This is a genomic window from Streptomyces sp. NPDC003042 (assembly GCF_053591315.1).
Genome location: NZ_JBSFTP010000035.1, coordinates 25,308 through 38,604 on the forward strand (window position 1 = coordinate 25,308; position 13,297 = coordinate 38,604).

12 protein-coding genes are annotated in these 13,297 nt (G+C 69.5%); 4 read left to right on the plus strand and 8 right to left on the minus strand.

Annotation, left to right across the window (positions count from 1 at the left end; genetic code table 11):
- Positions 1 to 369: 369 nt before the first annotated feature.
- Positions 370 to 2,889, minus strand: coding sequence for an SDR family NAD(P)-dependent oxidoreductase (locus tag ACWDYJ_RS18825; protein WP_451566680.1), 2,520 nt, complete (start codon positions 2,887 to 2,889; stop codon positions 370 to 372).
- 84 nt (positions 2,890 to 2,973) lie between these two features.
- Between ACWDYJ_RS18825 and ACWDYJ_RS18830 the strand changes: the two genes are divergently transcribed.
- The 4 genes from ACWDYJ_RS18830 to ACWDYJ_RS18845 all read left to right on the plus strand — a co-directional run bounded on the left by ACWDYJ_RS18830 (position 2,974) and on the right by ACWDYJ_RS18845 (position 8,041).
- The gene (locus tag ACWDYJ_RS18830) at positions 2,974 to 4,788 is read left to right on the plus strand and encodes a methyltransferase (RefSeq protein ID WP_451566681.1); all 1,815 of its coding nucleotides are present in this window, start codon (positions 2,974 to 2,976) and stop codon (positions 4,786 to 4,788) included.
- Positions 4,789 to 4,959: 171 nt separating this feature from the next.
- Entirely contained in the window at positions 4,960 to 5,502 is a 543-nt protein-coding gene (locus ACWDYJ_RS18835) for an EF-hand domain-containing protein (RefSeq protein ID WP_451566682.1), read from the plus strand.
- A gap of 440 nt (positions 5,503 to 5,942) precedes the next feature.
- On the plus strand, positions 5,943 to 7,451 hold the full coding sequence (locus ACWDYJ_RS18840; protein WP_451566683.1) for a DUF4246 domain-containing protein: 1,509 nt from the start codon (positions 5,943 to 5,945) through the stop codon (positions 7,449 to 7,451).
- Positions 7,452 to 7,864: 413 nt separating this feature from the next.
- Positions 7,865 to 8,041, plus strand: a complete 177-nt coding sequence (locus ACWDYJ_RS18845; RefSeq protein WP_451566684.1) for a hypothetical protein — start codon at positions 7,865 to 7,867, stop codon at positions 8,039 to 8,041.
- Here the strand turns inward: ACWDYJ_RS18845 and ACWDYJ_RS18850 are convergent.
- The 7 genes from ACWDYJ_RS18850 to ACWDYJ_RS18880 all read right to left on the minus strand — a co-directional run bounded on the left by ACWDYJ_RS18850 (position 8,032) and on the right by ACWDYJ_RS18880 (position 12,755).
- Complete coding sequence (locus ACWDYJ_RS18850) at positions 8,032 to 8,187, minus strand: DUF6131 family protein (protein WP_451566685.1); 156 nt, start codon at positions 8,185 to 8,187, stop codon at positions 8,032 to 8,034. The two genes, ACWDYJ_RS18845 and ACWDYJ_RS18850, sit on opposite strands and share 10 nt — an antisense overlap.
- 460 nt (positions 8,188 to 8,647) lie before the next feature.
- A complete protein-coding gene (locus ACWDYJ_RS18855) occupies positions 8,648 to 9,022 on the minus strand; it encodes a PRC-barrel domain-containing protein (protein ID WP_451566686.1) in 375 nt (124 codons plus the stop codon).
- A 497-nt stretch (positions 9,023 to 9,519) separates the two neighbouring features.
- The gene (locus tag ACWDYJ_RS18860; RefSeq protein ID WP_451566687.1) at positions 9,520 to 9,969 is read right to left on the minus strand and encodes an SRPBCC family protein; all 450 of its coding nucleotides are present in this window, start codon (positions 9,967 to 9,969) and stop codon (positions 9,520 to 9,522) included.
- A gap of 441 nt (positions 9,970 to 10,410) precedes the next feature.
- A complete protein-coding gene (locus ACWDYJ_RS18865) occupies positions 10,411 to 11,052 on the minus strand; it encodes a flavodoxin family protein (RefSeq protein WP_451566688.1) in 642 nt (213 codons plus the stop codon).
- Between the two features lie 285 nt (positions 11,053 to 11,337).
- The gene (locus tag ACWDYJ_RS18870) at positions 11,338 to 11,847 is read right to left on the minus strand and encodes a hypothetical protein (protein WP_451566689.1); all 510 of its coding nucleotides are present in this window, start codon (positions 11,845 to 11,847) and stop codon (positions 11,338 to 11,340) included.
- Positions 11,848 to 12,027: 180 nt separating this feature from the next.
- Entirely contained in the window at positions 12,028 to 12,294 is a 267-nt protein-coding gene (locus ACWDYJ_RS18875) for a DUF4235 domain-containing protein (RefSeq protein ID WP_451566690.1), read from the minus strand.
- Positions 12,291 to 12,755: a DUF3618 domain-containing protein gene (locus ACWDYJ_RS18880; RefSeq protein ID WP_451566691.1), complete on the minus strand. Its 465-nt coding sequence runs from the start codon at positions 12,753 to 12,755 to the stop codon at positions 12,291 to 12,293. Before ACWDYJ_RS18880 ends, ACWDYJ_RS18875 begins: the two co-directional genes overlap by 4 nt.
- Positions 12,756 to 13,297 lie beyond the last annotated feature (542 nt).

Consider the following 13,297-nt stretch of genomic DNA (forward strand, 5'->3'; position numbering starts at 1 on the left):
TCGCCACGCTGGAGGGGGGAGGGTGTTCGCCCACACCGCGATGGTGATGCCCTGGAGGTCTGCGGCGAGCGCCTGTCGGCGGTTGTCGAGAAGGGGCCGTGCGCCATGCTCGCGCATGGTCTGGGTGTGCCGGTGTGAGTGACGTGGGCATGCTGTAACGGCGCGACGTCATTGAGCGAGGTCCTCCTCGGTCAAGCCCTACACCCTGACCATGGCCACCTCAAGCGGAAGCGGCGGCAGCCGGCCACCCCGGCTGTCATGGCAGCGCCGGGGTGTCTCGCGTCGCTGCGGTTTACGGTCGGGCCCGGCGGACCGGGATTCGGCCGGGGGAGCCGGTGGCCGGGCCGGTCTCTGCGACAGAGCCGTTGATCAGACAATCTCGCCCGGGACCGAGCCTGCGGGGTTCGCCCCATGCTGCGGGGGGTCACTGTGGAGGCTCTGGTGGCTGTTGAGGGCAGGGTGGTCGGGGGTGAGGTAGTGGCCGGAGAGGTGGTCGGCGGCTCCTGCGGCGATCAGGACGGCGCCGCGGGTGCTGTGTTCGGTCGCGGTGGTGTGTCCCGCGGCGTGGTGGCGCAGGTACCACTGCTGGATGCGCTCGTCCCAGCTTCCCGGCGGGTGCTGCCCAGCGAGTTGGGCAGTGGCCATTCCGATGGTGAGGAGCCCGGGGTGGTAGCTGAACGCCCGAACTCCGTGGGGGCGTAGTTCGGCTGCGAGGTTCTCGGTGAAGTTGATGACCGCGGCCTTGGAGACGGAGTAGGCGGACATGTGCGGCCAGCGGTGGCGGCCGGCGTTGCTGGTGATGGTGATGACACGCCCACTGCCGCGCTCCGCCATCGAGGGGGTGACGGAGTGGCAGGCGAGGAAGGTGCCGCGCAGGTTCACCTCTTGGGCGTGCCACCACTGTTCGGGGTCGTTTTCCCAGGCCGGACCACAGGGGCCGGGGACACCGGCGTTGGTGATCAGGGTGTCGATGGCGCCCCAGGACGAACGCAGTGACGCCGTCAGATCGCGCAGGGCGGCGTGGTCCGTGCTGTCGGCGGTCGCGGTGTACAGGTCGCCGTGAGTGCGCAGGTCTCGGCGGAGGGCGGCCAACGTCTCGGGGTCACGGCCGGTGACCGCCACGCGGGCACCGTGGGCCAGAAACGCTTCGGCCAGGGCGCGGCCGAGGCCGCGCGAGCCGCCGGTGATCAGGACGGTGTGGCCGGACAGATCCGGGGCCGCGTGCCGTGGGTCTGGTGGTTCGGGTCGGTGCGTCGGTGCCGGGGACCGACGGAACCGGTCGGCGAGGAGGCGCCGCAGCGGCTTTCCGGACGCGGTGCGCTCGATGGAGGCGACGGCTTCCACGATGCGGGGCCTCTTGTACGAAGGCAGGTGTCGGCCGGTGAACTCCTTGAGGTCCGAGATGAGTTCGGTGGTGAGGGTGACTCCGGGCGAGAGGACCACGCATGCCGCGGGCAGTTGCCCGGCCCGTGGGTCCGGCACGGGTACCACGGCGACGTCGGCCACCGCGGGGTGCTCCCGCAGAACGGCCTCCACCTCGGCGGGGGAGATCTGGTGCCCGTTGTACTTGATCACGTCCTTGAGGCGGTCGACCACGTACAGATGGCCGTCGTCGTCGACCCGTACCAGGTCACCGGTCGCCAGCCACCCGTCATCGTCGGTCATCCTGACGATCTGCCGGTCGGTGTCCAGGTACCCCTGGGCTACCTGGGGGCCGCGCAGGTGGAGTTCACCCACCGTTCCCGCCACCACCACGGCGTCGTCCGCGACCGAGGCGGCGTCCGTTTCGCCGGCGCCGTCATGTGCCGGCGCCACGACGCGGTACTCGGTGCCGGGGACCGGCAGTCCGCACGAGCCCGCCCGGCGGGGCGCGCCCCGAGGGGTCAGATGACAGGTATTGACCTCGGTGAGGCCGTACGCGGCGTCGACCGGGACACCCAACCGGTCTTCGCACCGGGCGGCGTCCCGCGCCGGCAGCGGAGCGCCACCGGCGATCACCTGTTGCAAGCTGGCAAGGTCCCACCGTCGCGGCCCGCTGTACAGCGCGAGATCGCGGATCATCGGCGGCACCGCGTGCAGCAGGGTCACCTGGTGCTCCTCGATCGCCCGCAGGGCCTGCGCCGTGTCCCAGCGCGGCAGCAGAACGATCGCCGCGCCCGACAGCAGGGCGTGGTTGAGGATGTACTGGAGGCCGAACATGTGACTGAACGGCAGGACTCCGAGGAGGACGTCGTCCGTGCGCAGCGGCTGGGCTGCGGCCAGTTGGATCAGGCCGGCCACGGCATTGTGGTGGCTGACGACGACGGGCTTGGGAGTACCGGTCGTCCCTGACGACCACGGCAGCAACGCCGGTGCGGCACGGAATGTGGCCGCGTCGGGCACGGCGGCGGCAGCAGCGGTCCGGACCGGTGCGGGGAAGGCGCTGGGCAGCCGCAGCAGTCGGGCGCTGGGGAGGCCTAGGTGTGTCGGGGTGCCCGCAGGGTGGGACAGGATTCGGCCGGCGCCGATCGCCGCGCACTGCCGGGCAAGGGCTCGCGCGGGAGTACCGGTGCCGATGGGGCTGACCACGGCTCCCGCCGACAGGAGTCCCAGCAGGCCGGCCGCGAAGTCCACCCCGTTGGGCAGGGACAACGCGACCGGCTCACCGGCGGTGACGCCGGCGGCGGTGAAGGCGGCCGAGGCCGCCAGAGCGCGTGCGCGCACTTCGCGGTGCGTCCAGCGCTCACCGGTCGCGGCGTCCACGAGCGCCGTACGGTCAGCCGCGTCGGGCGGGAGCGGAAGCAGCAGGTCGTGCAGGGCGACATCCGGGACGGCGGGGACGGCGGGGGATGCATAGGCGGGCAGAGCGGGCTCCCATGTCGTGCCGGTCCAGTCGGCGGCAAGTGTCAACGGGACGTAGGGTAGTTGAATGATTACGCGGAGCAGTAATCGCGCGCTCCACCCCCATTCCCCCCGGCACTCAGAGGTACGTCCATGACTGCGGCTGTCTTTCCGTCCACCGGCGAACCCGCCCTGAATGAACAGGACGAAGCCCGGCTGGACACTCTGATCCGGTTCCTGGGTGACGACGGCCCGTTACTGAAACGGGTCCTCTCCGCAGACGCCGACTCCGCCGTCGTAACGGCCCTCCAGCGGCACTGTCGGCCGTCCCACGGGGCCCTCATGGTCTTCCCGCGCACCGCGTCCGATCTCCGGGCGGCCTTGACCCGGCGCGGGTACGAGGTGACCTCCATCATCCCCAGCACCGTGGTCCGGCACCGGTTCGCGCGCCGCCACGGCCTGAAGGCCCAAGCGGCTGACGTCACCATCACCCGCGCCCAGCGCCACGACGGCACCCCTGCCCTGGAGGTCTTCTCCCTCCAACCGGACGGCGACCCGCTGCTGGCCCGAGCGGCCGCCGCCGAGCGGACCCAGGACGCGGAGGCGCACTTCGCCCTGGACGTGCCCTCACCTGACGACATCGTGCTGCGCGGCCTGGCCGACGTGTTGACGCGCAGGGCGGGCTACCTGCCGGACGGAGGCGGCGTCAACCCGGCGGAGGGCACAGCCGGAAGTGGGCGCACCGTCCTGTACTTCCGGAGCACTGGCGGCGGGGGTCCGCTGAACCGGCGCCTGGAGATCACGTGCGACGGCACCTGGAGCGAGGTGCTCGCCGACCACATCGCCGACACACCCGTGCTGCCCGGCTCCCCTGTCGACGCCTTTCCCGGCGGGACCGGACCAGCGGCGCGGGCGGTCCCCGTCCGTGCCGGCACCAGCCGGCTCCCGCGTTCCGACACCGCCCACCGGCACCTGCTCGCCCTCGCGACCGGAGCCTGGACGACACAAGCCCTGGCCGCCATGGCCGAACTGCACATCGCCGAGACGTTGCGCAACGGCAGCGCCACCAGCGGCGAGCTCGCCACCGCCGCCGGCGCTCACCCCCAGGCCCTGACCCGGCTCCTGGCCTACCTCGCCACCCTGGGGCTGCTGAACACGGACGGCCATGCGTACACCCTCACCGACACCGGCCGCCTCCTCGACCCGGACCACCCAGCCAGCATGCGCGACCTCGTACTCCTGTACGCGGGACCGTTCTACCGCTCTTGGGGAGCCCTCACCGACGCGGTGCGCACAGGCCGGCAAGGCTTCGAGCACGTCTATGGGCGGCCGTTCTTCGACCACGCTGCCGACCACCCCGAGGTCGGCGCACTGTTCGACCGGGCCATGGCATGCGGGCGTCTTTTCTTCGCTCACCTGCCCGAAGCTCACGACTTCGGCCGCGCCCGCACAGTGGTCGACGTCGCCGGCGGGGACGGCTCCCTGCTGGCCGTCCTCCTCGAGGCGCACCCCCACCTGAAGGCCGTACTGGTAGAGCTCCCCACGGTCGTCGACCGGGCGCGCGGCCACCTGAAAGAGCGCGGACTGGCCGACAGGTGCACCCTCGCTCCCGGCGACATCTTCACCGCGGTCCCGTCCGGCGGCGACATCTATCTGCTGTCACGCGTCCTGCATGACTGGGACGACGAGCAATGCGCCACCATCCTCCGGGCCTGCCGCACCGCCATTGCCGACAGCGGCGCCCCGCTCCTGATCCTGGAACGCCTCATCCCGCACGACAACGGCGCCTCCTCGCTGGCCCGCCCCTGGGACATCCACATGCTCGTCAACAACGGCGCAGGACGCGAACGCACCGAACGCGAGTACCACACCCTCCTCGACCGGGCGGGATTCTGCCTCCGCTCCACTGCCGAGCTGTCCCTGGACGTCCACCTCCTCGTGGCCGACCCCTGCCGGCCTCCGAGCTGACCCGCCGTCCCGGCGGCGACCACGGCACCGGAACCGGAACCGGAACCGACCATTGCGCAAAGCGAGTGGTTGATTGCATATAGTAGCGATGGCCATCAATTCCCCGCATACCCCTTGCTTTGCGCTGCCTTCGAAGACCGTACGCAGCCGCCCAGCTCCCTGGAGGACGTCATGACCAACGATCTGCTGCGCCGCAAGTTTGAGCACCGCTTCCGCTATCTCGACGCCAATGGGGACGGCTACCTGGAGAGGGACGACTTCAAGGCCCTCGCCGGGCGCCTGATCGACGCGGCCGGGGAGAGCGTCGACTCACCCAAGGCGAAGGCGGCCCACCAGGCCGGCGAGAACTACTGGACGGGCATCGCGGAGCTGGCCGGTACCGCCTCCGGCGGACGCATCTCGGCCGACCAGTTCATCAACGCACTCCTGGCCGCCAGGGACGACGAGCGGATCGCCGGCATCGTTCGCCCTGCTGTCGCCGCGCATGTGGCGCTCGCCGACTCCAACGACGACGGTGTCGTGGACATCAGTGAGTTCAAGGCCCTCCAGTGCGCTCTCGGAGTGTCGGCGCAGGAGGCCGAGGAAGCCTTCCGCGTCCTGGACCGGAACGGCGACGGCTCGCTGAGCGTCGAGGAATGGCTCGCCGCCGCCATGGAGTTCTACACCAGCACCGACACCACTGCTCCCGGCAACGCCGTCATTGGTCGGTGCTGACCACAGCCACAGCACGGCGATCGGTGACAATGACGAAGGCCCAGGTCGGTGACCTGGGCCTTCTCTCACGTCAAGCAGGAGTTCGGGATCGGCAGGGCGCACCTCCATCGGCTCGTGAACTTCGCGCGCGCGGCCGCGGCTCTCACCGCAGGAGGGCGTGAACTACCGGCTCACCGTGGCGACCACGACCCTGCCGCTGCTGATCCGGGACGGGGCCGGCCCGCCCGCCGCCCCGCCGACCGGCTCCGCAGACGGAACCCGGCCGGGACCGACGCCCAAGCGCTCGCGCTCCTCGGCCTCGGATGAGCGCGAACCGGACATCACGCGACTACGTCGAAGCCCTGGCTCCCGGACCAGCGAGGACAGGGACCACGGCAGCGGTGTCAGTCTGCTGAAGTATCCTTCCCGCCACCGCACACCGACTAAGAGGACCAAGAGAATTGACTGGCCTGTCTGCTTTCCCGCTGCCCTTTCATGCTTCCCGTTCCATATCGCTCGCGACACCCCGAACGCTGCGGGAACTTCAGATGATGCAGTGCAGCTCACACATTAGGGCGAAGCCGGGGTGGTTCGACAAGATGAACGATGCCGACATCGTCGCCAGGTGGACCCAAGAAGCGCTCGCCCAGGGCCTCACCGAAGCACAGGTTCGTTACGTGCTGGCCGAGCTCCTGCACTACGCCGCGCTGCGGGACGGACGAACCGGCGTCGAGGTGTCCGCAGTCGACGGGGTGTGGCAGTCGGACACACTGGTCGACGACAAGCTCAGATCCCGGCTGCGCGAGGCGGTTCGGGTTCTGGAACAGGTCCCCGAAGCAGCACGGGACTGGCATCCCGGATCCGACGGCCAGGTACTGGATCTGGTTCATCCCTCACTGTTCTGCCTGGTGAGAGAGGTGAGCGGTGCGCCCGAGCGGGCTTGGCAGAATCCGACGGACCGCCACTCGAGGTACGAATTCTCGGAGAAATTCCAGTGGCTACCCACGGACGTCGACGTCAGTGACGACGGCGATGTCGCCTTCCGTTCGTACGTCAACAACGTCCACCCCGATACTCATCGCGAACTGGCCTCCGTCCTGCCAGACTTGTTCGCGCGCTTGCGCCCGCTGCTGGAGAACGTGCTCACCGATCTGCGCCATCCGCGGCCCCTGCGGATCGAGGCGGATCCTTTCGGGTGGTACGACTCGGAGCCGGAGTATCCGGACAAATCCTCCTACAGTGATGATGGGGCCTACGCGGAAGCCCTCCATGCATGGCAAGAGGCCCAGGACGACTGGTGGGAAAACCGCCGTCCGTCCATCCCGGACGCCCCGGCCTTCACCCCGCCCGAGTTGCCCGACGAATCCGCCCGAGTCGACCTGCGTGGCCGCCGCCTCCAGGTCATCGTCAAGCTCGCCACCATTCATCTCACCCCGGACAAGCCCGAGTACCCCGGCGGTTCCTGGCATGTCGAGGGGATGATGAACGAGCGGATCGTCTCGACCGGCATCTACTACTGGGACAGCGAGAACATCACCGAAAGCCGGCTGAGTTTCCGGGCGGCACTCGACGACCCGTACTACGAACAGAACGACGACAACGGCCTGCGTGAGGTCTACGGCCTGGAGGACGAAGACGCACTGAACCAGATGCTGGGATCGACATCGACCCCAGCGGGCCGCTGCCTGGCGTTCCCGAACATCCTGCAACACCGCGTCGGCTCCTTCCGCCTCATGGACCCCACCCGCCCGGGACATCGCAAAATTCTCGCGTTCTTCCTGGTCGACCCGTCGGAAAAGATCGTCTCGACATCCGATGTGCCGCCCCAACAACCATGGTCCGACACCTCGACCATGACGCTTGAACAGGCCAGGAACTACCGCGAACAACTCATGCATGAACGCAAGTTCTTCGTCGACGAACACAACGAGCAGCTCTACGAACGAGAATTCTCCCTCTGCGAGCACTGAACCTCTTCTGTTCTGAATACGTGCAGGTCAGGAGGGGTGTGGACGGCCTGGACGATGCCATGGGCTCGTGCTGCGGTCAGGGCATGCCGTGCTTCTTGGGCTTCGCACGGGCCAGGTGCCCAGGAGGCGAGTATCTCGTGTTGCTGCGAGTAGTACACGTGAGGGCAAGATTCACCCCTGCGGGGGCACCCGGGGCCGGCCCCCGGACACACGACAGCGCGGGCCGCCACCGGGTGGTGGCCCGCGCCGGGGTGCGTCGGAGGCAGCCGCTCAGGCGGCCCGCAGGACGGCTTGTTGCTGCCGTCGGTCCGTTCGGGGCCGGGCGACTCAGACTGAGGGTTCGTCAGGTTGTTGACCCGATTCGAAGCACCGTTGTCCAGACGCTGACCCTGCGCATCGACGGCGTCGACGAGGTGTCGGAGAGCCGCAATCTCAAGCGGTTCGTGTTCAACGTCGTGGGAGGCGTCGCGAAGCTGGAGAGCGAGGCCGACGACGTCAAGGCGGGTCAGACCCTCTCCGCCACGGCCGCGGCGGGATCCCAGGTGGTCCGGGGACGAGGGCCGGCGTGGGGGCCCACCCGCTACCAGTAGTGGCGGCGGCCGCCCACCGCGCGCCCAACCGATCCCAGGATCCACAGCACTGCACCCACCACGAGCAGGATGGTCCCGATGGTCCACAGGAGGGAAATTCCGGTCAGGAATCCGATGAGCACGAGAATGAGTCCGACGAGAATCATGATGCCTCGTTTTCGCGTTGGGAATTCGGTGGAACTTTGGATCCGCCGTGGCGCCTCACATCGCGTCTACCCTCGAACGCCGTCCTTATCGGTGCTGTGCCCGGCGGGCGGGGTGGCCCGGCTCCCGCTTCCCTCCAGTTATCCACGTTCGCACGGGACTTGACCCGTGTGCTGCGCGGGCTACGACTCGGGCCGACAATGCGCCGGAACTCATGGACGAGACGTGGAGCAGGGCCATGTCGTAGCGCCGAGTGCGGTCGGGTCCGCCGATCCGGACCCGGGGCGGGTGCCGGCCGTCGGGGGCCAGGGACGGGACGAGGTATTCGCTGCCGGCCCGGTAGAGGTCGAGTTCGGTGCCGAACGGCGCGTGCGCACCGTCGCCCCCCGTTGCGAGCGGATCACGGGCCGGGCAAGGCAGTGGGCCCGGACTCGAGGAGCCCGGGCCCACTGTCCGACCCGGTCAGGCGTGCGGGAAGCCGAAGGGGACGCCGCCGCCGGTGCCGTAGTAGGCGCCCAGTTCATCGCGGTATCCAGGGTCACCGAGGTGCTTGTCCCGGTGGAACTCGGGGGCGTCCTTGATCTGGCCCCTGGTCCGGTCGACGAAGACCTTCCGCTCCTCGGGGTCGATGCTGACGACGGTGCTCGCCGGCAGCAGGACCTCCTTCCCGAAGATCCAGACCCCGGTGTCCACGACCAGGTACGCGTCAGTGACCTCATCGGAGTGCCTGTCGACCTTGCCGATGCTCCCGTCGGTGGCCTCGACCTTGTAGCCGGTCAGATCGGTACCGGCCAGATGACCCGAGGTCGACTTGTAACTCCACACATGCTCAGTCACGCGAAAACAACTCCTCCGGTGAACAGAGGACGCCAAGGGATTCCCTGCCGTCCGTTCTCTTGCCGTACGTCGGGCGCGGCGACTTTCGTGCCCCGCCCTGACTCCGCTTGCCCCGCCCCCGGTGCTTCATTCGTCCGCGTCCAGCTCCCGCATCGGAGGCACGGTCCTCCGCCCCTCGCCTCGGCCTGGGGCAGCCGTGACGTCCTCGACGCGATCTCGGTCCGTCCCGAACTGGTGGCGAAGATCAGCGCCGACACCGCCATCGACCACGGCGGCGTCTTCCACCACCCGCTTCGACTCACACGGCTGCGCCTGGACGTCAGTGCCGAAGACGCACCGCGTCCTGTCGATCCACCCGGGCGTCCGCCACGGGGAAGCCGTCGTCGCCGAGCCGGCTTGAGTCCGCGGTACCGGCCGGCGCACCAGCTCGCCACGTGGCCGAGATGGCCGAGGATTCCGTCGGCCCGTCCTGCCCTGGCCGCCGTCTCCGGTCGGGATCAGATCGCGCCGCGCCAGGCGCCCGTCTCGACCGGGCGCGACTCGATGAACAGCTTGAACCGCTTCAGATCACCCGAAATCTGGCGCTTGACGAAGCCGAGCTTGTCGGCGGCCGTCTCGGCCAGACCGTCGGGCACCCAGTTCATGCGCAGGACGACCTTGGTGGTCGTCGCGTCGATCGGCTGGAAGGTGACGAGCCCGGCCTGGCGGGCCTCCCCGTCGACCGTCATCCACGCGACGCGCCGGTCCGGGAGCTGCTCGGTGATCTGCGCGTCGAACTCGCGCTGCACACCGTTCACGTTCGTCACCCAGTGGGTGAGCGTGTCCGTGCGCTGGTCGACGCGTTCGACCCCCTCCATGAACGCGGGGAACTCCTCGAACTGCGTCCACTGGTTGTAGGCCGTGCGTACAGGAACGTTGACCTCGACGTACTCCTCGACGTGCGACATGCGCACCCTTTCCATGGCGTCGGCAGCCCCGCGTCCTCAGATGCGGGTCGTCCTTCAGGACGTCTGGTGGCGCGGCTACCCGCCCCTGAGGGCCCCATGCGCCAACACCGGGCGCCGCCCGCGGTTTCCATGCTTTCGCGGATACCGGCGGACGCGGCTCAGCACGCTGGGCGGGAGTGGACAGGGGCGCCGCCTGAAGGATGCGGCCCGGGGCGCCCGCCGGAGCGGCTCGGCGCGGCAGGTCAGCGCCCCATGTGCCTGCCGAACACCCGCTCGGCCATCTCGTGAACACGGCGGCGGCCGGAGCCGGGGATCTGGACGGGCGGCTGGACCGCCTCCTCGCCGAAAGCCGGTCGGGGCCTGTCGTCGAACGACAGCGGCCAGCAGATCATCGGCTCGCTGCGGGACTGCGGGAGCTCCGATGTGGTGACCTTTGAGAACTCATCGGGGATACGCCGAGGCCTTGAGGCGGCGGGCGAGGTGCGCGGCGTTGGCGGCGAGGGTGGAGGTGGTGGCGGCGGTCTTGTGGGGGGTCTTGTCGAGGTCCTGGTAGTCGGTGCCCTGCATGGCCTCGCCCACCCAGTAGGTGACGGCGTTCGCCGGCAGGGTGAACCCCACGTCGTTGAGGCCCTGGAACAGGTCGGCGCCGGCCTTGTGCGCGCCGTCCTCGTTGCCGACCACGCAGACTCCGGCGACCTTGCCGTAGGTGAGCATTCGGCCGTCGTCGTCGCTCTCGCCCAGTTCGGCGTCCAGGCGCTCCAAGACCCGCTGGGCGATGCTGGAGGCGTGCCCCAGCCAGATCGGGGTCGAGAGGATGAGGATGTCGGAGCCGAGGATGGTGTCGCGGATCTCGGGCCAGGCGTCACCGCCGCCCATGTCGGTCTTCACGCCGGGCTTGACGTCGTGGTCCGCGACCCGGATCACCTTGCCGGTCACCCCGTGCTCGCCGAGGGCGGCCATGGTCTGCTCGGCCAGCAGTTGCGAGCTGGAGGGGGCGGGGGAAGGGGAGAGGGTACAGACGAGTGCGACGGCACGGAGCGGAGTCGCGGACGTGGCGGCGGAATGGATCTGTGTGGTTTCCATGCACGGTCTCCTGCCCAGAGCCGGTGGGTCATACCGGTGGCTGCGGATTCTGCCCGAACGGAGGCCACGCGCCCCTCCTGTCATGACCGCGGCTCGGGCATGCGCCTGTTCCAGAACGCCGTGGGAAGAGGTCCGGTCGTCCAGCCCGCTGATGGCCGGCACGTCCGAAAGGAAGACGGCGTCCCCGAGGACCGCACGGACACGCGGGTCGGCGCCGCGCCCCTGCCCTGGCTGCCTGCCGGCATTCGATGATTGCTGGGCGAGCCCGCGGTCGCCGAGACAGGGTCAGACGGTGGTGTGTGCCGGGTGGGACCGTGGCCGGCGTGCATGGGGACAGGGCATGTCGGAGGAGGTGATGGTGGGAATGCGCATGCGGCACAGGACATCCCGTGTGGTGCGCATGCTCAGCGTGCTGAACCAGGCGATTCCGGGGTGGCGGGAACGCAGGTGCGAAAGCGCGCGTGTGCCCAGGCCTGTGCCGTGGAAGCGCTCGTCGATGACGACGACGGTGATGACGCCCTGGGCGCAGTTGGAGCAGATCCGGTAGTGGACCTGGCCGACGACCTGGCGCACGTGGACGAAGAGCAGGCATTCGTCGCCGGGGCCGGAGGCGTCAGGGATGTGCGTGGACAGGAACTCGATCGCCCGGTACGCGAGGATCCGGCGGCGGAGTCGGCCGGCGATCCGGCGGCGGCGTGAGTGCTTGCCGCCGACTTGGCCGGGCGGGGGTGTCAGGGCTGTGGGGGCCGAGCCGAACAGAGTGCTGCTCGTGGGATGCGCGTGTTGTCCGTGCATGACATCTCGTGTGCCCAGAGCACCGGACCGGTATGTGCCGGCGCTCCCCGTCGCGGTGGGGGGTGAGTGTGGTGGCGGGGAGGGCATTGCGGCCCGTGGCCACGACGTCCTGCCATGGTTTCGGGCTGCGGGCCTGGCGACGCCGGTCCTCGGGCACGGGCCGACGCCGCCTGGCTCGGTTCAGCCGGGCCAGGTGCCGGTAAGGCGCCGGGTGGTGGCGGCTCCTGCCCGGTCGACCGCGGCCTTGACGACGGCGAAGACGGCGCCTTGCAGCGCTGCGGCGAGCAGGACCTCCTGCCAGGTGCGGTTCTCGTCGGTGGCGCAAGGGGCGTCGTCGTCGTGGGCGATCATCTTCCATACCTGCTTGAAGGCCGTCCCGGCGATCATGCCGCTCGTGGCGCCGAGCACCAGGCCGACCGGCTTGTAGGCCATCTTGGATGCCTTCACCGACGCCGCCGACTGCGACGCAGCAACAGGAGGACAACGAGCGCCGCGGCCGTGGCGAGCAGCGTGGTGTGGTTGCCCCGCGCCGCGGTCGCCGCCTGACGGGCTTTGTCGAGGACCGGGTCCGGGGTCTTCTCGGCGGCGAGCTGTCCGGCGCGGGTCGCGGTGTCGCGTACCTGTGCCGCGGCGTGGGCTGCCTTGTCGAGGACCGGATCGGGTGTCTTGTCCTTGACCAGCTGAGCGGCCCGCGCTGCCTCCTCACGGAGCTGGTCGGTGACGAGGGTGGCCCTCTCGGCGGCCTGCTCCTTGATCTCGGCCGCCTTCTCCCTGGTCTGCGCCTTGACGTCGGCCTTGGCCGCCAGCGCCTCCACGGTCCGGCCGAGATCCTGGCGGGTGGACTCGACCTGCTCGCGCAGCTCTTCTGGAGTAGGCGCGGATTCATTGCCCTGCGGCTGATTGCTCATCGGTGTGCTTTCTCCTTGAACTCGGCCACGCCGGCTTTGACGCTGTCGATGGCCTTCTCGGGTACGGGGATGCGGGAACGAACCTTCGTGGCAGACCCACCTCGTTGAATGTGCACGCTTCTCTCACGGCGCGCATACCCAGCGGCCCGTCGGTCACCCGCCCGCCACTCGTGGTCATCCCACGCTGCGGATCAGGCGACGGGGAACCATCCGGACCAGCGCGGCGGCCGCGACGCCGATCGCGGCGGTATGCCCGGAAGGGAAGGACGAGCTGTCGGGCCGGTCCTCGACGTCGTCGTGCGGGATCCACTCCTCAGGAGGCCGCGCCGCTCGACGAGCTCTTTCGCGACCCCGTTGGACAGCAGTTCCGCCACCGCCATACCCGCCATACCCGCCATACCGGCGGCTGCGGCCCTGCGGCCCCGCCAGCCGCCCTCGCCGACGGACACCCTCCGCGCGGCAACTCTTCACCCACTGAGGACGACACCGCCGTGGGCCCCGTCCGCATCACACGGAGGCCGGGATCGAGCCCGGTCCGCCGG

Bases quoted from the DNA above. Each gene is read 5' to 3' on its own strand.
- ACWDYJ_RS18870 (WP_451566689.1), bottom strand. From the start codon at position 11,847: ATGCACGGACAACACGCGCATCCCACGAGCAGCACTCTGTTCGGCTCG.
- ACWDYJ_RS18865 (WP_451566688.1), bottom strand. From the start codon at position 11,052: ATGGAAACCACACAGATCCATTCCGCCGCCACGTCCGCGACTCCGCTC.
- ACWDYJ_RS18860 (WP_451566687.1), bottom strand. From the start codon at position 9,969: ATGTCGCACGTCGAGGAGTACGTCGAGGTCAACGTTCCTGTACGCACG.
- ACWDYJ_RS18880 (WP_451566691.1), bottom strand. From the start codon at position 12,755: ATGAGCAATCAGCCGCAGGGCAATGAATCCGCGCCTACTCCAGAAGAG.
- ACWDYJ_RS18835 (WP_451566682.1), top strand. From the start codon at position 4,960: ATGACCAACGATCTGCTGCGCCGCAAGTTTGAGCACCGCTTCCGCTAT.
- ACWDYJ_RS18830 (WP_451566681.1), top strand. From the start codon at position 2,974: ATGACTGCGGCTGTCTTTCCGTCCACCGGCGAACCCGCCCTGAATGAA.
- ACWDYJ_RS18850 (WP_451566685.1), bottom strand. From the start codon at position 8,187: ATGATTCTCGTCGGACTCATTCTCGTGCTCATCGGATTCCTGACCGGA.